The 24346-nt window shown below is 58.9% G+C and carries 23 protein-coding genes; 7 read left to right on the forward strand and 16 right to left on the reverse strand.

Features of this window, described 5'->3' with window-relative positions:
- Positions 1-19: 19 nt before the first annotated feature.
- The 15 genes from rnhB to rpsB form a co-directional block, all read right to left on the reverse strand.
- Entirely contained in the window at positions 20-661 is a 642-nt protein-coding gene (gene rnhB, locus LOY28_RS23915) for a ribonuclease HII (RefSeq protein ID WP_018927009.1), read from the reverse strand.
- Positions 661-1788, reverse strand: coding sequence for a lipid-A-disaccharide synthase (lpxB, locus tag LOY28_RS23920; RefSeq protein WP_258612637.1), 1128 nt, complete (start codon positions 1786-1788; stop codon positions 661-663). The genes rnhB and lpxB overlap by 1 nt, the downstream gene beginning before the upstream one ends.
- 2 nt (positions 1789-1790) lie before the next feature.
- Complete coding sequence (gene lpxA / locus LOY28_RS23925; RefSeq protein ID WP_018927011.1) at positions 1791-2567, reverse strand: acyl-ACP--UDP-N-acetylglucosamine O-acyltransferase; 777 nt, start codon at positions 2565-2567, stop codon at positions 1791-1793.
- Positions 2564-3004 (reverse strand): 3-hydroxyacyl-ACP dehydratase FabZ, encoded by a 441-nt coding sequence (gene fabZ, locus LOY28_RS23930; protein ID WP_007940511.1) that lies wholly within the window; start codon positions 3002-3004, stop codon positions 2564-2566. The genes lpxA and fabZ overlap by 4 nt, the downstream gene beginning before the upstream one ends.
- 109 nt (positions 3005-3113) lie before the next feature.
- The gene (gene lpxD / locus LOY28_RS23935) at positions 3114-4169 is read right to left on the reverse strand and encodes a UDP-3-O-(3-hydroxymyristoyl)glucosamine N-acyltransferase (protein WP_258612638.1); all 1056 of its coding nucleotides are present in this window, start codon (positions 4167-4169) and stop codon (positions 3114-3116) included.
- 3 nt (positions 4170-4172) lie between these two features.
- Positions 4173-4676, reverse strand: coding sequence for an OmpH family outer membrane protein (locus tag LOY28_RS23940; protein ID WP_007940508.1), 504 nt, complete (start codon positions 4674-4676; stop codon positions 4173-4175).
- A gap of 45 nt (positions 4677-4721) precedes the next feature.
- Positions 4722-7100 carry an outer membrane protein assembly factor BamA gene (bamA, locus tag LOY28_RS23945; protein ID WP_018927013.1) on the reverse strand — a complete coding sequence of 793 codons (2379 nt, stop codon included), beginning with the start codon at positions 7098-7100 and terminating at the stop codon, positions 4722-4724.
- A gap of 72 nt (positions 7101-7172) precedes the next feature.
- Positions 7173-8525: a sigma E protease regulator RseP gene (gene rseP / locus LOY28_RS23950; protein WP_018927014.1), complete on the reverse strand. Its 1353-nt coding sequence runs from the start codon at positions 8523-8525 to the stop codon at positions 7173-7175.
- A gap of 52 nt (positions 8526-8577) precedes the next feature.
- Positions 8578-9768 (reverse strand): 1-deoxy-D-xylulose-5-phosphate reductoisomerase, encoded by a 1191-nt coding sequence (gene ispC / locus LOY28_RS23955; RefSeq protein ID WP_018927015.1) that lies wholly within the window; start codon positions 9766-9768, stop codon positions 8578-8580.
- Positions 9765-10571, reverse strand: a complete 807-nt coding sequence (locus LOY28_RS23960) for a phosphatidate cytidylyltransferase (RefSeq protein ID WP_018927016.1) — start codon at positions 10569-10571, stop codon at positions 9765-9767. The genes ispC and LOY28_RS23960 overlap by 4 nt, the downstream gene beginning before the upstream one ends.
- Positions 10571-11326 (reverse strand): polyprenyl diphosphate synthase, encoded by a 756-nt coding sequence (gene uppS, locus LOY28_RS23965; protein ID WP_018927017.1) that lies wholly within the window; start codon positions 11324-11326, stop codon positions 10571-10573. The genes LOY28_RS23960 and uppS overlap by 1 nt, the downstream gene beginning before the upstream one ends.
- Before the next feature lie 14 nt (positions 11327-11340).
- On the reverse strand, positions 11341-11898 hold the full coding sequence (frr, locus tag LOY28_RS23970; RefSeq protein ID WP_007940501.1) for a ribosome recycling factor: 558 nt from the start codon (positions 11896-11898) through the stop codon (positions 11341-11343).
- Positions 11895-12638 (reverse strand): UMP kinase, encoded by a 744-nt coding sequence (gene pyrH / locus LOY28_RS23975; protein WP_003198235.1) that lies wholly within the window; start codon positions 12636-12638, stop codon positions 11895-11897. The genes frr and pyrH overlap by 4 nt, the downstream gene beginning before the upstream one ends.
- A 210-nt stretch (positions 12639-12848) precedes the next feature.
- A complete protein-coding gene (tsf, locus tag LOY28_RS23980; protein ID WP_018927018.1) occupies positions 12849-13712 on the reverse strand; it encodes a translation elongation factor Ts in 864 nt (287 codons plus the stop codon).
- A gap of 190 nt (positions 13713-13902) precedes the next feature.
- A complete protein-coding gene (gene rpsB / locus LOY28_RS23985; RefSeq protein WP_018927019.1) occupies positions 13903-14640 on the reverse strand; it encodes a 30S ribosomal protein S2 in 738 nt (245 codons plus the stop codon).
- A 372-nt stretch (positions 14641-15012) separates the two neighbouring features.
- Here rpsB and map point away from each other — a divergent pair, with 372 nt between their 5' ends.
- The 7 genes from map (at position 15013) to LOY28_RS24020 (ending at position 23323) form a co-directional block, all read left to right on the forward strand.
- Complete coding sequence (gene map / locus LOY28_RS23990) at positions 15013-15795, forward strand: type I methionyl aminopeptidase (protein WP_018927020.1); 783 nt, start codon at positions 15013-15015, stop codon at positions 15793-15795.
- A 45-nt stretch (positions 15796-15840) separates the two neighbouring features.
- Positions 15841-18543, forward strand: a complete 2703-nt coding sequence (locus tag LOY28_RS23995; RefSeq protein ID WP_018927021.1) for a [protein-PII] uridylyltransferase — start codon at positions 15841-15843, stop codon at positions 18541-18543.
- A 157-nt stretch (positions 18544-18700) separates the two neighbouring features.
- Complete coding sequence (gene dapC / locus LOY28_RS24000) at positions 18701-19900, forward strand: succinyldiaminopimelate transaminase (RefSeq protein ID WP_258612639.1); 1200 nt, start codon at positions 18701-18703, stop codon at positions 19898-19900.
- 291 nt (positions 19901-20191) lie between these two features.
- Positions 20192-20554 carry an ArsC family reductase gene (locus tag LOY28_RS24005; RefSeq protein WP_064620065.1) on the forward strand — a complete coding sequence of 121 codons (363 nt, stop codon included), beginning with the start codon at positions 20192-20194 and terminating at the stop codon, positions 20552-20554.
- A 33-nt stretch (positions 20555-20587) separates the two neighbouring features.
- Positions 20588-21622, forward strand: coding sequence for a 2,3,4,5-tetrahydropyridine-2,6-dicarboxylate N-succinyltransferase (gene dapD, locus LOY28_RS24010; RefSeq protein WP_258612640.1), 1035 nt, complete (start codon positions 20588-20590; stop codon positions 21620-21622).
- A 94-nt stretch (positions 21623-21716) separates the two neighbouring features.
- Positions 21717-22922 (forward strand): aminotransferase class V-fold PLP-dependent enzyme, encoded by a 1206-nt coding sequence (locus LOY28_RS24015; protein WP_064621347.1) that lies wholly within the window; start codon positions 21717-21719, stop codon positions 22920-22922.
- A complete protein-coding gene (locus tag LOY28_RS24020; RefSeq protein ID WP_064620073.1) occupies positions 22919-23323 on the forward strand; it encodes a SufE family protein in 405 nt (134 codons plus the stop codon). Before LOY28_RS24015 ends, LOY28_RS24020 begins: the two co-directional genes overlap by 4 nt.
- 41 nt (positions 23324-23364) lie before the next feature.
- On the opposite strand, the gene tcdA is transcribed toward LOY28_RS24020, so the two are convergent.
- Positions 23365-24177 (reverse strand): tRNA cyclic N6-threonylcarbamoyladenosine(37) synthase TcdA, encoded by an 813-nt coding sequence (gene tcdA, locus LOY28_RS24025; protein ID WP_408981025.1) that lies wholly within the window; start codon positions 24175-24177, stop codon positions 23365-23367.
- Positions 24178-24346 lie beyond the last annotated feature (169 nt).

Raw genomic sequence — 24346 nt, forward strand, 5'->3', positions numbered from 1 at the left:
GTAAAACATCAGCCTGCGACTAACCCTCGATCAGGTTTTCCCGCGCTTCATACGCCAGGCGTACCGGGGCGAACGAGCGGCGGTGAATCGGTGTCGGCCCCAGACGCGTCAGCGCCTCCAGATGAACGGGCGTCGGGTAGCCTTTGTGGCCACCGATGCCGTAACCTGGGTAAATCAGTTCGAACGCCGCCATTTCACGATCACGGCTGACCTTGGCCAGAATTGACGCCGCAGCGATGGCCGGCACTTTGCTGTCGCCTTGCACCACCGCTTCGGCGCGCATCGAGAGTTTCGGGCAACGGTTGCCGTCGATCATCGCCAGCTTCGGCTGAATGTGCAGGCCCTCGACCGCGCGCTGCATGGCCAGCATGGTGGCATGAAGGATGTTCAACTCGTCAATTTCTTCGACTTCGGCGCGAGCAATGCACCAGCTCAGGGCTTTTTCGCAGATTTCGTCGTAGAGTTTTTCGCGGCGGGCTTCGGTGAGTTTCTTCGAATCGTTGAGGCCGAGAATCGGCCGGCTCGGATCAAGGATCACCGCGGCGGTCACCACGGCACCGCACAGCGGGCCGCGACCGACTTCATCAACACCTGCCACCAGATCTTCAACTTCATCGACCAGCATAAAATCCAGGCCCAGTTGCTTGCTTGCTTTGCTCATTATGCTCTGCCAATCAGGTTCAGTACCGCGTCCGCTGCCTGATTGGAGGCGTCCAGTCGCAGGGTTCGGTGGATTTCGTCAAAGCCTCGGGTCTGCTCCTCGCCACCTTCGATCAGCGGCGACAGAGTCTGGGCCAGGGCTTCGACTGTCGCATCGTCCTGCAACAACTCTGGCACCAGCAGGCGCTGGGCCAGCAAATTCGGCAACGAGACGTAGGGACTCTTCACCATCCGTTTGAGAATCCAGAACGTCAGCGGTGCCAGGCGATAAGCGACCACCATCGGCCGCTTGTACAGCAATGCTTCCAGGGTCGCGGTGCCCGAAGCGATCAACACCGCGTCGCACGCCGCCAGCGCCAGATGGGATTTGCCGTCGAGCAAGGTCAGCGGCAGATCGCGACCAGCCAGCAACTCTTCCAACTGGGCCCGGCGCTCCGGACTGGCGCACGGCATGACGAATCGCACGCCCGGACGCATGGCCCGCAGGCGCTGGGCGGTGTCGAGGAACAACGCACCGAGGCGCCCGACTTCACCGCCACGACTACCCGGCATCAGGGCAACCAACGGCCCTTCCGGCAAACCGAGTTCGGCCCGCGCGGCGGTGCGATCGGCCTCAAGCGGGATCGCATCGGCCAGGGAATGCCCGACAAACCGTACCGGCACGCCCTTCTCTTCATAAAATTTAGCTTCGAACGGGAACAGCGTCAGCATCAGGTCGCAACCTTCGCGAATCTTCAGCACCCGCTTCTGTCGCCAGGCCCAGACCGACGGGCTGACGTAATGCACGGTCTTGATCCCGGCCTGACGCAGCTTGAGTTCGATATTGAGGTTGAAGTCCGGGGCATCGATACCGATGAACACGTCCGGCTTCGCGGCGATCAGGTCCGCAACCAGTTTCTTGCGACGGGCCAACAGCTCGCGCAAACGGCCCAGCACTTCCACCAGCCCCATGACAGAAAGGCGTTCCATCGGGAAATACGAGGTCAGGCCTTCGGCCTGCATCAGCGGACCGCCGACACCAATGAACTCGACCGCCGGATGCTGTGCCTTGAGCGCACGCATGAGACCCGCACCCAGAATGTCACCGGAAACCTCACCCGCCACCAGCGCAATACGCAGATTGGCCATGATTAGCGGGTGATGCCGCGGGTCGAAGACTGGATGGAATCACGGAACACCGCGACTTCCGGGAACTGCAGCGAGGGTTCGGCCAGCTCGGCGAGCGCTTGCTCGACTGTCAGGCCCTGGCGGTAAACCACCTTGTAGGCACGACGCAGCGCGTGGATCGCCTCTTCGCTGAAGCCCCGACGGCGCATGCCTTCGAAGTTCATGCTGCGAGCTTCAGCGGGGTTGCCGAATACCGTGACGTACGCTGGAACGTCTTTGCCAATGGCTGTGCCCATGCCGGAAAAGCTGTGGGCGCCAATGTGGCAATACTGGTGAACCAGGGTGAAGCCGGACAGGATCGCCCAGTCTTCAACGTGCACATGCCCTGCCAACGCGGTGTTGTTGACCAGGATGCAATGATTGCCGATAACGCTGTCGTGACCGATGTGGGCATAGGCCATGATCAGGTTGTGATCGCCCAGGGTCGTTTCCGAACGGTCCTGAATGGTCCCGCGGTGAATCGTCACGCCTTCACGGATGACGTTGTGGTCACCGATGACCAGACGGGTTTCCTCGCCCTTGTATTTCAGATCGGGCGTGTCCTCACCTACCGAAGAAAACTGGTAGATGCGGTTGTGCTTACCGATTCGGGTCGGGCCCTTGAGAATCACATGCGGCCCGATCACTGTCCCCTCGCCGATTTCCACACCTGCGCCGACAATCGACCAAGGGCCGACTTCGACGTCGTCGGCCAGGATGGCCGTCGGATCGATGATTGCGCGAGGGTCAATCAAACTCATAGTTTGCGTTCCGCACAGATGATTTCAGCGGAGCAGACTGGCTTGCCATCGACCGAAGCCTGGCATTCGAACTTCCAGATCTGACGCTTGCAGCTGATGAACTTGGCTTCAAGGATCAATTGATCGCCCGGCAGCACCGGCTGACGGAAGCGCAGTTTGTCGGAGCCGACGAAGTAGTAAAGCGTGCCATCGGCCGGTTTCACGTCGAGCATTTTGAAACCAAGGATCCCGGCAGCCTGAGCCATCGCTTCGATGATCAGTACGCCCGGCATGATTGGATGCGCAGGGAAGTGACCATTGAAGAACGGTTCGTTGATGCTGACATTCTTGTAGGCGCGAATGCGCTTGCCTTCCACATCCAGATCCACGACCCGGTCCACCAGCAGGAACGGGTAACGGTGAGGCAGGTATTCGCGAATCTCGTTGATGTCCATCATTTCGGGGGGAAGCCTATGTAAAGATTGGGAGCGCGCGACTGACGCGCACTCCTCTAGCAAATCAAGGGAGGCAGTCTAGCGGCTGTGCACACTTGATATGGAAATGGTATCAGCCATCTGATGAAGCATTACCGTCAGGGGTCACGTCCCCTACACGCTTTTCCAGCTGTCGCAGACGTCGCGCGATGTCATCGAGCTGACGGATACGTGCCGCGCTTTTGCGCCATTCGGCTGCCGGTTGCATCGCCGTACCGGAAGAATAGGAGCCCGGCTCGGTAATCGAGTGGGTCACCATGGTCATCCCGGTCAGGAAAACGTTGTCGCAAATGTCGATATGCCCCACCAGCCCTACGCCACCGGCAAGCATGCAATGCTTGCCGATTTTGGTGCTGCCGGAAATTCCCACGCACGCGGCCATGGCCGTGTGGTCACCAACCTGGACGTTGTGGGCAATCTGAATCTGATTGTCGAGCTTCACACCATTACCAATGACGGTATCGGCCAGCGCGCCACGATCGATAGCGGTATTTACGCCTATTTCCACGTCGTCTCCGATCGAGACGCCGCCGATCTGGGCAATTTTCTGCCAGATACCTTTCTCGTTGGCAAAACCGAAGCCTTCACCACCGAGCACGGCACCGGATTGAATCACCACCCGTTTGCCGATGCGCACGTCGTGATACAGCGTGACGCGCGGGGCCAACCAGCCGCCCTCGCCAATTTCGCAGCGTGCACCGATGAAGCAATGCGCACCAACGGTCACACCGGCGTCAATGCGCGCTGCACTTTCGATGACCGCAAAGGCACCGATGCTCGCCGCCGGATCGACCACCGCATCCGCTGCCACTACCGCTGTCGGATGAATACCGGCCGGCGCCTTGGGCTTGGGATCGAACAGGTGGGAAATGCGCGCATAAGACAGATATGGATCAGCCACCACCAGCGCATCACCGACAAAACCTTCAGCGTCAGCGGCCTTCAGCAGCACGGCTGCGGCCTGACTGTCAGCCAGGTATTTACGGTATTGAGGATTTGCCAGAAAGCTCAACTGAGCTGGGCCAGCCTCTTGCAAAGTGGCCAGCCCAGTAATTTCTTTCTCCGGGTCGCCACGTAAGGTGGCGCCGAGGAACTCGGCCAACTGGCCGAGCTTTATAGTCGCTGTCATGGGTTACTTCAGCTGATTCATGCGCTCGATAACCTGGCGAGTGATGTCGTACTGAGGCTTGACATCAATCACTGCGCCACGCTCGAAGACCAGGTCATAAGCACCTTTCTTGATGACTTCTTCCACAGCGCTGTCCAGTTTCGGCTTGAGCTGCTTCAGCATTTCACGGTCGGCAACGGCTTTGGCTTCGTTCAGCTCCTTGGACTGGAACTGGAAATCACGGGCCTTTTGCTTGAACTCGAGCTCCAGACGTTCACGCTCGCCTTGCTGCATCTTGTCGCCACCGGCCATCAGACGGTCCTGGATACCCTTGGCGCTGCTTTCCAGGCTCTTGAGCTTGGTCAGTTGCGGGCCGAATTTTTTCTCGGCATCCACGGCGTATTTCTTCGCCGCATCGGATTCCAGCAGTGCCATCTGATAGTTCAGAACGGCGATTTTCATGTCGGCAAAAGCCGGACCTGCAACCAGCACGGTCGCCAGGAGAACCAATTGAGTCAACTTACGCACGATGCACTCCTACAAAATCCATTGTCATTATCTTGGGTCAGACGCTTAGAACGTCTGGCCGAGGGAGAATTGGAACACTTGAGTCTCGGCATTGCTGTCCGGTTTTTTGACTGGCATCGCCAAGGCGAAGCTCAACGGACCAAGGGCGGTAACCCATGTCACACCGACACCCACCGAACTGGCCATGTTGCTCAGGCTGACGTCGTTACACTGAGTGTTGGACTTGGAACCATCGGCGTTGGTGCTCTGCTTGCAAGTCGAATCGAACACGTTACCCACGTCCCAGAATACCGAAGTGCGCAAGGAACGCTGATCTTTCACGAACGGCATAGGGAATAGAACTTCTACACCACCCTGAATCAGGACGTTACCACCAAACGGCAGTGGATCCTGGTCCGGGTCGGTTGCGGTGCCCGGGTTCACGCCCCGGCTCGGCGTACTACGAGGCCCCAGGGTGCTGTCCTTGAAGCCACGAACCGAGTTGAAACCACCGGCGTAATAGTTTTCATAGAACGGCAAGCCGTCGGTCGAACCATAACCATCGCCATAGCCCAACTCGGTGTGGAGGCGCATGGTGTAGTTTTCAGACAACGGCTGGAACAATTGACCGCGATAATCGAGCTTGAAGAACGACAAGTCGCTGCCCGGTGTCGTGGCTTCCGCAGTCAAGCTCTGGGAGTGACCACGGGTCGCCAGTACCCCTTTGTTCAAGGTGGATTCAGACCAACCGGCCGATGCCTTGAAGTTGAGGTACTGATCACCTTCCTTGTTAACGAAGTCGAAGATTTCGTCGACGGTGTAAAGACCCGTCTTGATCTTGTCTTGTTGTGCAGACAAACCAAACGTCAGACGCGAAGTCTCGCTGATCGGATAACCAACGTTGACACCTGCGCCCAGGCTGTCTACGGCGTAGCTGGCTACGTTGACATCGAGGTCTTTGTAGTCGGTCGTACGATAGAAAGCGTTGTAACCCAGGCTCACACCGTCAGCTGTCCAGTAGGGGTCGACATAACCGAAGTTATAACGGCTTTGATACTGACTGCGAGTCAAGCCGATGCTGACCTTGTTACCGGTACCCAGGAAGTTGTTCTGAGTGATCGAACCACCAAGGATCAGACCGGCGCTCTGGGCGAAACCAACGCTGGCGGTAATCGAACCGGAAGCCTGCTCTTCAACGCTGTAGTTCACGTCAACCTGATCATCGACACCCGGCACGGCCGGCGTCTCGACGTTGACTTCCTTGAAGAAGCCCAGACGTTCCAGGCGAGTCTTGGATTGGTCGATCAGGTAGGTCGAAGCCCAGCCGCCTTCCATCTGACGCATTTCACGGCGCAGCACTTCGTCTTCGGACTTGGTGTTGCCACGGAAGTTGATGCGGTTCACGTAAGCACGCTTGCCCGGATCGACAGCGAACGTGATATCGACCGTGTGGTCTTCATCGTGAGGCTGAGGCACGCCGTTGACGTTAGCGAAGGTGTAACCCTCGTTACCCAGGCGGCGGGTAATCAGTTCGGAGGTGGTGGTCATCAGCTTGCGCGAGAACACCTGGCCTTTCTGAACCAGCAGCAGGGACTTGACCTGGTCTTCAGGCACTTTCAGGTCGCCGCTGAGTTTCACGTCACGAACGGTGTACTTCTCGCCTTCGTTGACGTTGACGGTGATATAGACGTGTTTCTTGTCCGGGGTGATGGACACCTGGGTCGAAGCGATATCCATATTGATATAGCCACGGTCCAGGTAATAGGAACGCAGACGCTCCAGGTCACCGGAGAGTTTTTCACGAGCGTACTTGTCATCGTTCTTGAAGAACGACAGCCAGTTGCTGGTCTTGAGTTCGAACAGGTCGATCAGGTCTTCATCAGGAAAGACAGTGTTGCCCACCACGTTGATGTGCTGGATCGCCGCTACGGTACCTTCGTTGATGTTGACCTTCAGGGCAACGCGGTTACGCGGCTGCGGCACCACTTCGGTGTCGACGGTAGCCGAGTAGCGGCCCTGAGCGACGTATTGACGCTGCAGCTCGTTACGCACACCTTCGAGGGTCGCGCGCTGGAAGATCTCGCCTTCGGCCAGACCGGACTGTTTGAGGCCCTTCATCAGGTCTTCAGTGGAGATCGCCTTGTTGCCTTCGATCTCGATACTGGCGACCGACGGACGCTCGACTACAGTAATGACCAGGACGTTGCCTTCACGGCCCAGCTGGATATCTTGAAAGAACCCGGTTTTGAACAGCGCACGAGTGGATTCCACCAGGCGACGATCATCCGCCTGCTCGCCGACGTTCAACGGCAAGGCACCAAAGACACTACCCGCGGAGACCCGCTGGAGGCCATTGACGCGAATATCAGAGATAGTGAAGGACTCGGCGTGAACTTCGGCGATCATCAATACGGTGAGAACCGCAGTTAGCAGCAGACGTTTCATGAAGTCCTTTCTTATTCCAACTGGCAATAAAAACTGCCGCAAAATGCGGCAGATTCGCAATTCAGCGAAGCGTTACAGTCGACCCAGATCATTGACCAGAGCAAGCAACATCACCCCGACCACCAAACTGATACCGATCTGTATCCCCCAACCTTGCACCCGATCCGACAAGGGACGACCACGCGCCCACTCGATCAGATAAAACAACAAATGCCCCCCATCCAGTACAGGAATGGGCAGCAAATTCAGAACACCCAGGCTAATACTCAGATAAGCAAGGAAATTCAGGAAATCAGCGATGCCCGACTGGGCAGAAGCGCCCGCCACTTTAGCAATGGTTATCGGTCCACTCAAGTTTTTTACCGAGAGCTCGCCGAACAACATTTTCTTGAGCGAGTCGAGGGTCAGTACGCTCATGGTCCAGGTGCGTCGGGCACCCTCCCCAATCGCGGCCACCGGACCGTAACTGACTTCGCGAATCATCTCTGGTGGCCAATCGACCGCTTTCACCCCTGCGCCCAGATAGCCAGTGGGTGCCTTGCTCTCGCCGCGCGCGGCCAGCGTCACAGGGACGTCGATTTGAGCACCGTCGCGCTCAACGCGCAGCATGATTTTGGTATCCGGATGCAAACGGACGATGTCGACTACTTGCTGCCAGTCATCCAGTGCCTTGCCATCAAAGGTCAACAGGCGGTCTCCAGCCTTCAAACCCGCAGCCTTCGCCGGCCCTTTCGGATCAATTTCGGCCAGCACCGGCGGCAATGCCGGACGCCAGGGGCGAATACCCAGCGAGTGAATAGGATCCGGCTCGTTAGCCCCCTTGAGCCACTTGTCCAGCACCAGCTCACGAGGCGAATCCACGGTGGAGCCCTGGTCGCGGACCAGCACTTGCAGGGAACCGCTCTCGCCCAGGCGGCGGACCAGTTGCAGGTTCACCGCAGCCCAGCCGGAAGTGGGCTCGCCATCGATGGCAATAATTTCCTGCCCCGGACTCAAACCTGCCCTGGAGGCGATACTGCCGGATTCGACCGCGCCGATAACCGGACGCACCTGCTCGCTGCCCAGCATTGCCAATGCCCAGAAAAACACCATCGCCAATAGAAAGTTGGCAATCGGACCGGCTGCCACGATAGCAACGCGCTGACGGACGGACTTGCGATTGAAGGCGTGATCGAGCTGATCGGCCGGCACCTCACCTTCGCGCTCGTCGAGCATTTTCACGTAGCCACCCAGCGGGATGGCGGCAACCACGAATTCAGTGCCTTTGCTGTCGTGCCAGCGCAGCAGCGGCATGCCGAAGCCCACGGAGAAACGCAGCACTTTGACCCCACAGCGACGTGCGACCCAGAAATGGCCGAATTCGTGGAAGGTGACCAGCACGCCCAGCGCTACCAGGGTGCCGACAATCATATAGAGCGCGCTCATCTACTTTCTCCGCAATCCTATCGGTGCTGCATGGGCCAACGTATTGCAGCACTTATCGGCCGTGACGACTCAACCATTGCCCGGCCAGTACCCGTGCTTTCGCATCGGCCGTAAACACTGCCTCGAGATCATCAACCGCAACCACAGGCTCGAGGTTCAATACTTCCTCGATAATACTCGCGATTTCCAGATAGCGAACCCGTCCGTCGAGAAAGGCCGCCACAGCCACTTCATTCGCGGCATTGAGCATGGCCGGCGCGCTGTTACCTGCCTCGGCGGCTTGACGCGCAAGGCGCAGGCAAGGGAAGCGCTCTTCATCGGGCGCCTGGAAATCCAGGCGAGCGATGGCGAACAGATCCAACGGCGCAACGCCCGAGTCGATCCGCTCCGGCCACGCCAGGGCATTGGCAATTGGTGTGCGCATATCCGGATTACCCAGCTGCGCCAACACCGAACCATCGACATAGTCGACCAGCGAATGAATCACGCTTTGCGGGTGAATCACCACTTCGACCTGAGAGGGCGTAGCGTCGAACAGCCAGCAGGCCTCGATCAGCTCGAGCCCTTTGTTCATCATGCTGGCCGAATCCACCGAAATCTTGCGCCCCATGGACCAATTCGGGTGAGCACACGCTTGCTCGGGGGTAACATGCGCCAGTTCGGCCAGGGGCGTCTGCCGGAACGGGCCACCAGAGGCTGTCAGTAGAATCCGGCGTACACCGACCGCGCCCAAACCACGAGAGAAGTCCTGCGGCATGCACTGGAAAATCGCGTTGTGTTCGCTGTCGATAGGCAGCAGTACCGAACCGCTTTTACGCACGGCCTGCATGAACAGCGCACCGGACATCACCAGCGCTTCTTTATTGGCCAAAAGAATCTTTTTGCCGGCCTCGACCGCCGCCAGGGTCGGACGCAAACCCGCCGCCCCGACGATCGCCGCCATTACCGCATCGACTTCCGGATCCGAGGCGATCTGACACAAGCCCTCCTCTCCCACCAGAACACGGGTCGACAGGCCAGCCGCATGCAATTCGTCCTGCAAGCCTCGGGCAGCGCCAGATTCCGGCACGACCGCGAAACGCGGCGTATGACGCACGCACAGCGCCAGCAGCTCACTCAAACGAGTGAAACCGCTCAAGGCGAATACCTGATAGCGTTCGGGGTGACGGGCGATGACGTCCAGAGTGCTCAGACCAATCGAGCCGGTCGCCCCCAACACGGTAATCTGTTGTGGGCGACTCACGATGCCGCCATCCACAGCAGCACGGCGAACACCGGAATCGCCGCTGTCAGACTGTCGATGCGGTCCAGCACACCGCCGTGCCCCGGCAGCAGATTACTGCTGTCCTTGATCCCCGACTGGCGCTTGAACATACTTTCGGTGAGGTCGCCCACCACCGAAATGAACACGATGATCGCGGCACCGAACAGGCCCATCAGCATCTGAGCGAAACTCCAGTCCCGCGCAAAACCGACGATTGCCGTGATCACCAGGCTCAGCAGCAAGCCGCCGTACACGCCTTCCCAGCTCTTGCCAGGGCTGACTTGTGGTGCAAGCTTGCGCTTGCCGAAGGCTCGGCCGGAAAAGTACGCACCGATATCGGCGCCCCAGACCAGCACCATCACGGCCATGATCAGCCAGTTGCCCAAGGGTTCCTGCTTGATCAGGATCAGACCTTGCCAGGCCGGCAACAGAATCAACAAACCGATCGCCAGCTTGCAGGCAGCGCTGGCCCAGTGTTCGCTGGACCGTGGATAAGTCAGCACCAGATAGGTGGCCACGCCCCACCAGAGCACCGAGGCGCCCAGCACCCAAGGCGCGAGCCCCGGCAGGATATGCATGACAAACAGCATCAACGCGACCACAGCTGCAAAAGCAACACGGATCGCCTGGCCAGCAAAACCTGCCAGGCGCGCCCATTCCCATGCCCCCAGCGTCACCACCAGCCCGATAAACAGCGCAAAACCGGACCCTTCAAGCAGGAAAAACCCGCACAGGGCAATCGGCAGCAGAATCAGTGCCGTGATGATTCGTTGTTTAAGCATTAAACCCGGGCTCCAGACTCGACCTGCTCGCTCGTTTTACCGAAGCGACGCTGGCGAGAAGCGAAATCAGCCAGCGCATTGCGCATGGCGTCGTGTTTGAAGTCCGGCCAGAACAGGTCGGAGAAGTACAACTCGGCGTAAGCCAGTTGCCACAGCAGGAAGTTACTGATGCGATGCTCGCCACCGGTACGGATGCACAAGTCCGGCAACGGCAGATCGCCGGTCGCCAGACAGGTTTGCAACAGCTCGGGAGTGATGTCTTCAGGGCGCAGATGCCCGGCCTGAACTTCGCGCGCCAGACGTTGCGCAGCTTGCGCGATGTCCCACTGTCCACCGTAGTTGGCGGCGATCTGCAGGATAAAGCGATTGACGCCGGCAGTCATAGCCTCGGCTTCACGCATGGCAGCTTGAAGCTCCGGATGAAAACGCGAACGGTCGCCGATGATGCGCAAACTGATGTTGTTGTCGTTCAGGCGCTTGGCCTCGCGACGCAGCGCCCTGAAGAACAGATCCATCAAGGCACTGACCTCATCGGCCGGGCGTTGCCAGTTCTCACTGGAGAACGCAAACAGGGTCAATACCTCAACCCCGGACTCCGCACACACCTCGATGACCGCACGAACAGCATCCACACCCGCTTTATGCCCGGCGACACCCGGCATAAAGCGTTTTTTCGCCCAACGATTATTACCATCCATGATGATCGCGACATGGCGCGGCACCGCGGACGGCGCAGTCTGCTTGGTCTTGTCCATTTGAAACTCGACCCTTATACGGCCATCAGGTCTTTTTCTTTCTCCGCCAACTTAGCGTCGATTTCAGCCACGAATTTCTTGGTCAGATCGTCGATCTCGCCAGTGGCACGACGCTCTTCGTCTTCGCTGATTTCCTTTTCCTTGACCAGGTCCTTCAGCGAGCTGTTTGCATCGCGACGGATGTTGCGCACGGCAACACGGGCATCCTCAGCGACATCACGAGCCTGCTTGGTGAAGCCCCGGCGGGTTTCTTCGGTCAGGGCCGGCATGGAGATCAGCAGCAACTCACCCAGGTTGGTCGGGTTGAGATTCAGGCCAGCGCTACCGATAGCCTTGTCGACCGCGCCCAGCATGTTGCGCTCAAAGGCAACGACTTGCAGGGTACGGGCGTCTTTAACGGTAATGTTCGCCACTTGCTTGATCGGAGTGTCGGCGCCGTAGTACGGAACCATCACACCTTCCAGAATGCTTGGGTGCGCCTGGCCGGTACGGATACGCCCGAAGTTGTGCGCCAGCGATTCTACGGATTTCTGCATGCGCTCTTTAGCGTCTTTCTTGATTTCGTTGATCATTGTTGAACTTCCTCGATCAGGGTTCCTTCAGCACCGCCATGTACGATATTCAACAGGGCACCGGGTTTGTTCATATTAAACACGCGCAGCGGCATCTTGTGGTCGCGGCACAGGCAAATGGCCGTCAGATCCATCACACCCAGCTTGCGATCCAGCACTTCATCGTAGGTCAGATGATCGAACTTCTCGGCATGCGGGTCTTTGAACGGGTCAGCGGTGTAGACGCCATCAACCTTCGTTGCCTTGAGCACCACATCGGCATCGATTTCGATTGCGCGCAGGCAGGCAGCCGAGTCCGTTGTAAAGAACGGATTGCCAGTACCGGCCGCGAAAATCACGACTTCCTTGGAGTTCAGGTGGCGCATGGCTTTGCGGCGATCATAGTGATCGGTCACGCCAACCATGGAAATGGCCGACATCACGATGGCCGAGATATTGGCACGTTCCAGCGCATCGCGCATCGCCAGGGCGTTCATCACAGTGGCCAGCATGCCCATGTGGTCGCCAGTGACCCGATCCATGCCGGCGGCGCTGAGCGCTGCGCCACGGAACAGGTTACCCCCGCCGATCACCAGACCGACCTGAACACCGATGCCAACCAGTTGGCCAACTTCCAGTGCCATGCGATCCAGAACTTTCGGATCGATCCCGAACTCTTCCGAGCCCATCAGGGCCTCGCCGCTAAGCTTGAGTAGAATGCGTTTATAGCGAGCCTGATAACCACTGCCCTGCTGAGCCATTGCGAATCTCTCCTGCGGCGTATTTTAAAAATTCTTTGCGAGCTGTTTACAGCTGGCGTTCACTCTAGCTTGGCGCTGCTTCAGCGCCATCGGAACATGGCTTTGTAAGCCAGTTCCAAAAGGAAACCAAATAAAATTGGCAACCCCATCTGAAAAGAGGCTGCGCGCGTAAGCGGGCAGCCTCTTCAGGGCGACAGTTAAAAAACCGTCTTATTGCTTGCTGGCAGCCAGCTGGGCAGCAACTTCTTCTGCGAAGTTGTCTACTGGCTTCTCGATGCCTTCGCCTACTTTGAAGTAGGTGAAAGAAACGATTTCAGCACCGGCTTTCTTGGCCAGGTCGCCGACCTTGATTTCAGGGTTCTTGACGAACGCCTGCTCAACCAGGCTCGCTTCAGCCAGGAACTTGCTGATACGGCCTTTGACCATGTTTTCAACGATGTTTTCTGGCTTGCCGGCAATCTTGTCAGCGTTGAGGGTCAGGAACACGCCTTTCTCGCGCTCGATCGCTTCAGCGGAAACTTCCGACGGCAGCAGGAATTCAGGGTTGGTAGCCGCTACGTGCATAGCGATGTCTTTGGCCAGCTCAACGTCGCCGCCCTTGAGAACAACCGCAACACCAATCTTGTTGCCGTGCAGGTAGCCACCAACAACATCGCCTTCAACGCGAGCCAGGCGACGAATGTTGACGTTTTCGCCAACCTTGCCAACCAGAACCAGACGATCAGCTTCACGCGCTTCGATCAGCGGAGCAGCATCGGTCAGTTTGTCAGCGAACGCTTTTTCAATGCTGGCAGCAACAAATGCCTTGAAGTCGTCCTGCAGAGCCAGGAAGTCGGTCTGCGAGTTCACTTCCAGCAGAACGGCGGATTTACCGTCTTCCTTGAGAGCGATTGCGCCTTCAGCGGCAACGTTGCCGGCTTTCTTGGCAGCCTTGATGGCGCCCGAAGCGCGCATGTCATCAATGGCTTTTTCGATGTCGCCGCCAGCCTTGGTCAAGGCTTTTTTGCAGTCCATCATGCCTTCGCCGGTACGCTCGCGCAGTTCTTTGACCAACGCTGCAGTAATCTCTGCCATTTTCAAATTCCTCTTGGATAGGTTTTCAACCATTCCACCCGATCGAACGGGCGATCAATTCTTCCCGAACCACCCTTGTTAGCTGCCGCACGTTACAGATAAAGCAGTGGGCGCCGACAAATGGTTTTCGAGGTGGCAAAAAGGGGGCCAAGCCCCCTTTTTGCTTACTGAGTCAACGCCAGGGCGTCAATTACTCAGCTGCAGCCTGAGTTTCTTCAGCTACGAATTCTACAGTGCCGCCAGCAACATTGTTGCGACCACGGATAACAGCGTCAGCCATCGAACCCATGTACAGCTGGATAGCGCGGATTGCGTCATCGTTGCCTGGGATGATGTAGTCAACGCCTTCCGGGCTGCTGTTGGTATCGACTACGCCGATAACCGGGATGCCCAGCTTGTTGGCTTCGGTGATCGCGATGCGCTCGTGATCAACGTCGATAACGAACAGAGCGTCTGGCAGACCGCCCATGTCCTTGATACCACCCAGGGAACGATCCAGCTTCTCAAGATCGCGAGTGCGCATCAGCGCTTCTTTCTTGGTCAGCTTGGCGAAAGTACCGTCTTCAGCTTGCACTTCAAGGTCACGCAGACGCTTGATGGAAGCACGGATGGTTTTGAAGTTGGTCAGCATGCCGCCCAACCAGCGGTGATCGACGTACGGCGAACCGCAACGTGCTGCTTCTTCAGCAACGATCTTGCCAGCGGAACGCTTGGTGCCGACGAACAGAATCTTGTTTTTGCCCTGGGCCAGACGCTCTACGAAAGTCAGAGCTTCGTTGAACATTGGCAGGGTTTTTTCAAGGTTGATGATGTGAATCTTGTTACGCGCGCCGAAAATGTACTTACCCATTTTCGGATTCCAGTAACGGGTTTGGTGACCGAAGTGCACACCGGCCTTCAGCATATCGCGCATGTTGACTTGGGACATGATAGTTCCTTAATAAGTCGGGTTTGGCCTCCACGTATCCCAATGACCAACCAGCAGCATCAGCTGAAGGCACCCAGGTCATCGTGTCGACACGTGTGTGGATTTAAGCTTTTCAGGGTACCCCGGAAAGCGGCGCATTTTATATCACAAGGCCGGAAAAAACGGAACCCGCATTCTGAAAACCTGGCGAATGCTTTTGATCCCGCCCTTGGAATCCCCCAAGAATGCGCCATCCTATAGAGAGAAGCGATGCACAGAAGCTCAGATTTGCCCTGATCGTCTGGTAGAATTGCGTTTTTCAGGGCCGCGACGATCGTTCGCGCAATGCCCATTTCGTTTTAGAAGGCGCCATTGAGCGCAGAGAGAGCCTGTATGACCGTCACCCTCAAAACCCCAGAGGACATCGCAAAAATGCGGATCGCCGGCAAATTGGCCGCCGATGTGCTGGAAATGATTGCCGATTATGTCAAGCCGGGCGTTACCACCGAAGAGCTGGACCGCATCTGCCACGACTACATCGTCAACGAGCAGAAAGCCATTCCTGCCCCGCTCAACTACAAGGGCTTTCCGAAGTCGATCTGCACCTCGATCAACCACGTGGTCTGCCACGGCATCCCGAACGAGAAGCCGTTGAAGGATGGCGACACGCTGAACATCGACGTCACAGTGATCAAGGACGGCTACCACGGCGATACCAGCCGCATGTTCCACGTCGGCACCGTGCCAGTCTGGGCCGAGCGTCTGTCCCAAGTGACACAGGAATGCATGTACAAGGCCATCGAACTGGTCAAACCCGGCTGCCGCCTGGGCGATATCGGTGAAGTGATCCAGAAGCACGCGGAAAAGAACGGTTTCTCGGTGGTTCGCGAGTTCTGCGGCCACGGCATCGGCAAGGTGTTCCACGAAGAACCGCAGATCCTGCACTACGGCCGCGCCGGCACCGGCATGGAACTGAAAGCCGGCATGACCTTCACCATCGAGCCGATGATCAACCAGGGCAAGGCCGACACCAAGGTGCTGGGCGATGGCTGGACCGCGATCACCAAGGACCGCAAGCTGTCGGCGCAATGGGAACACACTCTGCTGGTGACCGATACCGGCTACGAGATCTTCACCCTGCGCAGCGACGATACCATCCCGCGCGTTTCGGCCTGATCCCGCCCGCGCCGTTCCCAGCCTTATAGAAAGGAAAGCCAATCGATGCCGCAGGTGGATCCCGAACTCTTCGACCGCGGCCAGTTCCAGGCTGAACTGGCCCTGAAGGCAAGCCCTATCGCTGCTTTCAAGAAGGCGATCCGTCAGGCCCGCGAAGTGCTCGACGAGCGGTTTCGCAGCGGCCGGGAGATTCGCCGGCTGATCGAGGATCGTGCCTGGTTCGTCGATAACATCCTGCAAAAGGCCTGGGAGCAATTCAACTGGAACTTCGAAGCCGACATCGCGCTGGTCGCGGTCGGCGGCTACGGTCGTGGCGAGTTGCACCCCTACTCTGACATCGACCTGCTGATCCTGCTGGGCGGCGCCGACCACGAAATTTTCCGTGATTCAATCGAGCGTTTTCTGACGTTGCTGTGGGACATCGGCCTGGAAGTCGGCCAGAGCGTTCGCTCGGTTGACGAATGCGCCGAGGAAGCCCGCGCCGACCTGACGGTGATCACCAACCTGATGGAAAGCCGCACCATTGCCGGTCCCGAGCGCCTGCGCCAGCGCATGCTGGACGTGACCAGCACAGAACACATGTGGCCCAGCAAGGAGTTCTTCCTGGCCAAGCGCGCCGAACAGAAAGCCCGTCACCACAAGTACAACGACACCGAGTACAACCTGGAACCCAACGTCAAGGGCTCGCCCGGTGGCCTGCGGGATATCCAGACGATTCTGTGGGTTGCCCGTCGTGAGTACGGCACCCTCAATCTGCGGGCCCTGGCCGGCGAAGGTTTCCTGGTGGAGAGCGAGAACGCCCTGCTGGCTTCGTCCCAGGAATTCCTGTGGAAAGTGCGTTATGCGCTGCACATGCTCGCCGGCCGCGCCGAAGACCGCCTGCTGTTCGATCACCAGCGCACGATTGCCGGGTTGCTGGGTTTCGTCGGCAATGACGCCAAGCACGCCATCGAAAACTTCATGCAGCAGTACTACCGGGTGGTCATGAGCATTGCCCAGCTCAGCGACTTGATCATCCAGCACTTCGAAGAAGTGATCCTGGCCCCCGAAGACGAAGCACCGCCCCAGCCGATCAACTCGCGATTCCAGCTGCACGACGGCTACATCGAGGCGCGCAACAACAATGTGTTCCGCCGCACGCCGTTCGCCATGCTCGAAATCTTCGTGCTGATGGCCCAGCAGCCGGAGATCAAAGGCGTACGCGCCGACACCATCCGCCTGCTGCGCGAGAACCGTCATTTGATCGACGACGACTTCCGCAACGATATTCGCAATACCAGCCTGTTCATCGAATTGTTCAAGTGCAAGATCGGTATCCACCGCAACCTGCGGCGGATGAACCGTTACGGGATCCTTGGGCGTTATCTGCCAGAGTTCGGCTTTATTGTCGGGCAGATGCAGCACGACCTGTTCCACATCTATACGGTCGACGCGCACACCCTGAACCTGATCAAGCACCTGCGTAAGTTGCAGTACACCCAGGTGTCGGAAAAATTCCCGCTGGCCAGCAAGCTCATGGCCAAACTGCCCAAGCCGGAGTTGATTTACCTGGCCGGCCTGTACCACGACATCGGCAAGGGCCGGCATGGCGACCACTCGGAAATCGGCGCAGTGGACGCCGAAGCCTTTTGTCAGCGCCATCAGTTGCCGATCTGGGACAGCCGCCTGATCGTCTGGCTGGTGCAAAACCACCTGGTGATGTCGACCACCGCCCAGCGCAAGGACTTGTCCGACCCGCATGTGATCCACGATTTCGCGCAGATTGTCGGCGATGAAACCCGCCTCGATTATCTGTATGTGCTGACCGTGGCCGACATCAACGCGACCAACCCGACGCTATGGAACTCCTGGCGCGCGAGCCTGTTGCGCCAGCTCTACACCGAGACCAAGCGCGCCTTGCGTCGCGGCCTGGAAAACCCGGTGGATCGCGAAGAACAGATCCGCCAGACCCAAAGCGCAGCGCTGGACATTCTGGTACGCGGCGGCACCGACCCGGACGACGTCGAGCAGTTGTGGGCACAACTGGGCGATGACTACTTCCTGCGTCACACCGCCGGCGACGTGGCCTGGCACACTGATGCAATCTTGCAGCAGCCGGCCGACGGCGGCCCGCTGGTGCTGATCAAGGAAACCACCCAGCGCGAGTTCGAGGGCGGTACGCAGATCTTCATTTATGCGCCGGACCAGCACGACTTCTTCGCCGTGACCGTAGCGGCGATGGACCAGCTCAACCTGAACATTCACGACGCCCGGGTCATCACCTCCAGCAGCCAGTTCACCCTCGACACCTATATCGTGCTCGACACCGATGGCGACTCGATCGGCGACAACCCGGCGCGGGTCAAGCAGATCCGCGAAGGCCTGACCGAAGCCCTGCGCAATCCGGACAACTACCCAACGATTATCCAGCGTCGGGTGCCGCGTCAGCTCAAACATTTTACCTTTGCGCCACAGGTGACAATCCACAACGATGCCCAGCGTCCGGTGACCGTGCTGGAACTCAGCGCACCCGACCGTCCTGGGTTACTGGCGCGGATCGGCACGATCTTCCTCGAGTTCGACCTGTCGCTGCAGAACGCCAAGATCGCCACCTTGGGCGAGCGCGTGGAAGACGTGTTCTTCATCACCGACGCCAACAATCAGCCGCTGTCCGACCCCTTGCTGTGCAGCCGCTTGCAGGATGCAATCGTCAAACAGCTGAGCGTCAACCAGGAACCCGATATCAAACATTCGCGCATCAGCATCTGAATCAACCCAATCCCCCTGTGGGAGCGGGCTTGTGTGGCGAGGGAGCTTGCTCCCGCTGGGTCGCGAAGCGACCCCAAAAGCTTGCGACTGCTGCGCAGTCCAACGGGAGCAAGCTCCCTCGCCACACAGGCCCGCTCCCATATTGAACGAGGCCCCCATGAACAACGCTCTGAACCAGTTGCAGCCCTACCCGTTCGAAAAGCTCCGCGCCCTGCTCGGCAGCGTCACGCCAAACCCGGACAAACGCGCCATCGCGTTGTCCATCGGCGAACCGAAGCATCGCTCGCCAAGCTTTGTCGCCGAAGCCTTGGCAAGCAATCTGGATCAGATGGCCGTATACCCGACCACCCTCGGCATCCCGGCCCTGCGTGAAGCGATCGCCGCATGGTGCGAACGCCGTTTCAGCGTTCCAAATGGTTGGCTCGACCCCGCGCGCAACGTGCTGCCGGTCAACGGCACCCGCGAAGCGTTGTTCGCATTCACCCAGACCGTGGTCAACCGTGGTGAAGACGCGCTGGTGGTCAGCCCGAACCCGTTCTATCAGATCTACGAAGGCGCGGCGTTCCTGGCCGGAGCCAAGCCGCATTACCTGCCATGCCTTGACGAAAACGGCTTCAACCCGGATTTCGACGCTGTTTCGCCAGACATCTGGAAGCGTTGCCAGATCCTGTTCCTGTGCTCGCCGGGCAACCCGACCGGCGCGTTGATCCCGGTTGAAACCCTGAAAAAACTGATCGCCTTGGCCGACGAATACGATTTCGTGATCGCCGCTGACGAGTGCTACAGCGAACTGTACTTCGATGAACAGACCCCACCACCCGGCCTGCTCAGCGCCTGCGTTGAACTAGGCCGCAAAGATTTCAAGCGTTGCGTGGTGTTTCATAGCCTGTCCAAGCGTTCCAACCTGCCAGGCCTGCGTTCGGGCTTTGTGGCCGGCGATGCAGACATCCTCAAGGGGTTCCTGCTGTATCGCACTTACCACGGCTGTGCGATGCCGGTTCAAACGCAACTGGCCAGCGTTGCCGCGTGGAACGACGAAGTGCATGTGCGGGCCAACCGTGCGCTGTACCGTGAGAAATACGATGCGGTATTGGAAATCCTCAGCCCGGTGATGGATGTGCAGCGCCCGGATGGCGGTTTCTATCTGTGGCCAAACGTAAATGGCGACGACGCGGCGTTCTGCCGGGATCTGTTTGCCGAGGAACACGTGACCGTAGTACCAGGCTCCTACCTGTCCCGTGAAGTAGATGGCGTCAACCCGGGAGCCGGGCGTGTGCGGATGGCGCTGGTCGCGCCACTGGCGGAGTGCGTTGAGGCGGCTGAACGGATTCGCGCCTTCATTACCCGCCACAAGTAACCCCTGAATGCCCGTGCCAGGCAATCTGGCGCGGGCACTTCGCATATCAAGTTGCCTGCAATCTTTTCAGCCCCCCCTCACCAAAAAACATCGCCAAAAACCATCACCGAGCAGATGCCAACTCAGGCTGTAGAGCTCCAACAACCCCATCCGAAACGCCACCGCCTGCGCTTCTCGCCAAATCGTTGAACACTTCAAACAGACAAACCCGACCACAGCCGACGCGAAACCGTCCGGTCATGGCATAATCCGTCACCTTTTATTTTCAGCACCTGCAAAGGGGGCAATTCCTTGACCGTTTCAAGCAAAACGTTGCACCTTTTCGGCATCAAAGCCTGCGACACCATGAAAAAGGCGCGCACCTGGCTCGATGAACACGCTGTCGGCTATGACTTCCATGATTACAAAGCGGTCGGAATCGACCGTGAACACCTGACCCAATGGTGCGAGGAGCACGGCTGGCAAGTGGTGTTGAACCGTGCAGGCACGACCTTTCGCAAGCTCGACGACGAACGCAAAGCCGATCTCGACCAGCCGAAAGCCATCGAACTGATGCTCGCACAACCCTCGATGATCAAGCGCCCGGTGCTCGATCTCGGTGACAGAACCCTGATTGGCTTCAAGCCAGATATCTACGCGGCCGCACTCAAGTAAGGCAGCCCGTTCCATTTTGTTAGAGGTATCAACATGTCCACTACCCTGTTCAGCCTGGCCTTTGGTGTCGGCACTCAAAACCGTCAAGGCGCATGGCTGGAAGTGTTTTACGCGCAGCCACTGCTCAACCCTTCAGCCGAACTGGTCGCGGCCATTGCCCCGATCCTGGACTACACCGACGGCAATCAGGCCATCGCCTTCAGCACGACGCAGGCTTCGCAACTGGCTGAAGCGCTCAAAGGCGTCGACGCAGCTCAGGCTGCCTTGCTGACTCGTCTGGCCGAGAGCCACAAGCCGCTGGTTGCCACATTGCTGGCCGAAGACGCTCAACTGAGCTCCACGCCTGAGGCTTACCTCAAGTTGCACCTGCTGTCCCACCGTCTGGTCAAGCCGCACGGCCTGAACCTGGCCGGAATCTTCCCGCTGCTGCCAAACGTGGCCTGGACCAGCCAGGGTGCGATCGACCTGTCCGAACTGGCTGAGCATCAACTGGAAGCCCGCCTGCGCGGCGAGCTGCTGGAAGTGTTCTCGGTGGACAAGTTCCCGAAAATGACCGACTACGTGGTACCGGCCGGCGTGCGTATCGCTGACGCGGCACGTATTCGTCTGGGCGCCTACGTGGGCGAAGGCACCACCGTGATGCACGAAGGTTTCGTTAACTTCAACGCTGGCACCGAAGGCCCGGGCATGATCGAAGGCCGCGTGTCGGCTGGCGTGTTCGTCGGCAAGGGTTCGGACCTGGGCGGCGGCTGCTCGACCATGGGCACCCTGTCGGGTGGCGGCAACATCGTGATCAAGGTGGGCGAAGGCTGCCTGATCGGCGCCAACGCCGGTATCGGCATCCCGTTGGGCGATCGCAACACCGTTGAGTCGGGCCTGTACGTGACAGCCGGTACCAAGGTGGCGCTGCTCGACGAAAAGAATCAGCTGGTCAAAGTGGTCAAGGCCCGTGAATTGGCCGGTCAACCTGACCTGTTGTTCCGTCGCAATTCGGAAACCGGTGCCGTGGAGTGCAAAACCCACAAGTCGGCCATCGAACTGAACGAAGCGCTGCACGCTCACAACTAAGCAGAGCGTCAAACGATCACCTTGTAGGAGCGCCGCATCGCTCGCTCCTGCAAGGTCAGGCGTACACCCGCCCATGTCACCAGGGCCGAACAACATGATGATTCCTTCTCCCTGGCGCGCCGATTTTCCGGCCATCGCCGCACTGCAACGGCAAGACCAGACCTATCTGGACAACGCCGCCACCACGCAAAAACCTCAAGCCCTGCTGGATGCCCTGGCGCATTACTACGCCAACGGCGCGGCCAACGTGCATCGGGCGCAACACTTGCCCGGCGCCCATGCCACCCAGGCGTTCGAGGACAGCCGCCGCAAAGTTGCACAATGGCTCAATGCCGGCGATTGCGGACAGATTATCTTTACCCACGGTGCGACTTCCGCGCTGAACCTCCTGGCCTATGGCCTGGAACACCTTTTCAATCCAGGCGATGAAATTGTCATCAGCGCTCTGGAGCATCACGCCAACCTGTTGCCGTGGCAGCAACTGGCCCACCGTCGCGACCTGAAGCTGGTGATCCTGCCGCTGAATGTCGACGGTTTGATCGACCTGGATGTCGCCGCGCAGTTGATCGGTCCGCGAACCCGTTTGCTGGCGGTCAGCCAGCTGTCCAACGTGCTGGGCGCCTGGCAACCGTTGCCCGCGCTGTTGGCGATGGCCAAGGCACACAACGCGCTGACCGTGGTCGATGGCGCTCAAGGCGTGGTTCATGGTCGGCACGATGTGCAGGCACTGGGCTGCGACTTCTACGTGTTTTCCAGCCACAAACTCTATGGCCCCGATGGCCTGGGCGTGCTGTTCGGACGCAACGAAGCGCTGCAACAGCTGCGCCCCTGGCAGTTCGGCGGCGAAATGGTGCTGGACGCCAACTACCACGATGCTCGCTTTCGGTCCGCACCGCTGGGGTTCGAGGCCGGTACGCCGCCGATCGCCAGTGTGATCGGTCTGGGCGCAACGCTGGACTACTTGACCGGGCTGGATCAAGACGCCGTGTCCGCCCACGAAGCGGCGCTGCATGACTATCTGCTCAAAGGCCTGGAAGCGCGCAACGGCATTCGCCTGCTGGGCAAACCGCAGCTGGCGCTGGCCAGTTTTGTCGTCGAGGGTGTGCATAACTCTGATTTGGCGCATTTGCTGACCGAACAGGGCATCGCCGTGCGCGCCGGTCATCATTGCGCCATGCCGTTGCTCAAAAGCTTTGAACTGGCCGGGGCGATTCGGGTGTCGTTGGCGCTGTACAACAATTCCGAAGACCTTGAGCGCTTTTTCGAAGCACTGGATCAGGCCCTGGAGTTGTTGCGATGACCTTGCCCGTCGATGCCATTACAGCGCTGGACACGTTTCAGCAGGCGGCGAGCTGGGAACAGCGGGCGCGGCTGTTGATGCAGTGGGGCGACCGTCTGCCTGCGCTGAGCGATGTGGATAAAGTCGACGCCAACCGCGTGCATGGCTGTGAAAGCCAGGTCTGGCTGGTCGGCACGTTGCAGGACGGGCACTGGCAATTCAGCGCCAGCAGCGATGCGCGATTGATTCGCGGGTTGGTGGCGTTGCTGCTGGCGCGGGTCAACGGGTTGTCCGCAGTTGAGTTGCAACAGGTGGATTTGGCGGATTGGTTCAGTCAGCTGGGGCTGGGTCGCCAGTTGTCCCAGTCCCGTAGCAATGGCTTGAATGCGGTGTTGCAGCGGATGCGTGAGCTAGCGCACTGATCGTTCCCACGCTCTGCGTGGGAACGATCGAACCACAACCATTAAACCTGAGGTTTGATCCGATCCGCCGGACGCCGCACGCCCGCCACAATCTTATCCACAGCCTTGGTCGCCGCGACCATGCCAAACGTCGCCGTCACCATCATCACCGCGCCAAAGCCCCCGGCGCAGTCGAGCTTCACGCCGTCCCCGACAAAACTCTTCTGCAGGCAAATGCTGCCATCGGGTTTCGGGTAGCGCAGTTGCTCGGTGGAAAACACGCACGGCACGCTGTAGTGGCGGGTCACGGTACGGGAGAAGCCATAGTCGCGGCGCAATGTAGAGCGCACTTTCGACGCCAGCGGATCGTTGAACGTGCGATTCAGATCGCAGACCTGGATCAGCGTCGGGTCGATCTGCCCTCCCGCGCCGCCGGTGGTGATGATCTGGATCTTGCGCCGCTTGCACCAGGCAATCAGCGCCGCCTTGGCGTTGACACTGTCGATGCAGTCGATCACGCAGTCGATGTTCGGCGTGATGTATTCGGCCATGGTTTCGCGGGTGACGAAGTCCGCCACCGCATGCACCGTGCAGTCCGGGTTGATCCCGCGCAGGCGCTCGGCCATCACCTCGACCTTGGGCTTGCCGACGGTGCTGTCCAGCGCATGCAGCTGACGGTTGACGTTGCTGACGCAGACGTCGTCCAGGTCGAACAGCGATATCTCGCCCACGCCACACCGGGCAACCGCTTCCGCCGCCCAGGAACCGACACCACCGACGCCGACGATCGCCACATGGGCCGCGCGCAAGCGCGCCATGCCTTCAATGCCATACAAGCGGGCGATACCAGCAAACCGCGGATCTTCTGTACTCATGACCATTACCCCAAAAACCGGCGCGCATTATAGGGCTGTCGGCGGCCAAGAGCATCTTTGCACTATGAACGGCGGTGTCGACTGCTTTAATTGACAAAAAATTGATCGGAATTGGACTGCGACGCTCTGGTCAAAGAACTTAAGTCGACCTGGATTGCCCAATGTCGGG

The organism is Pseudomonas sp. B21-017 (assembly GCF_024749245.1).
Lineage (GTDB): Bacteria > Pseudomonadota > Gammaproteobacteria > Pseudomonadales > Pseudomonadaceae > Aquipseudomonas.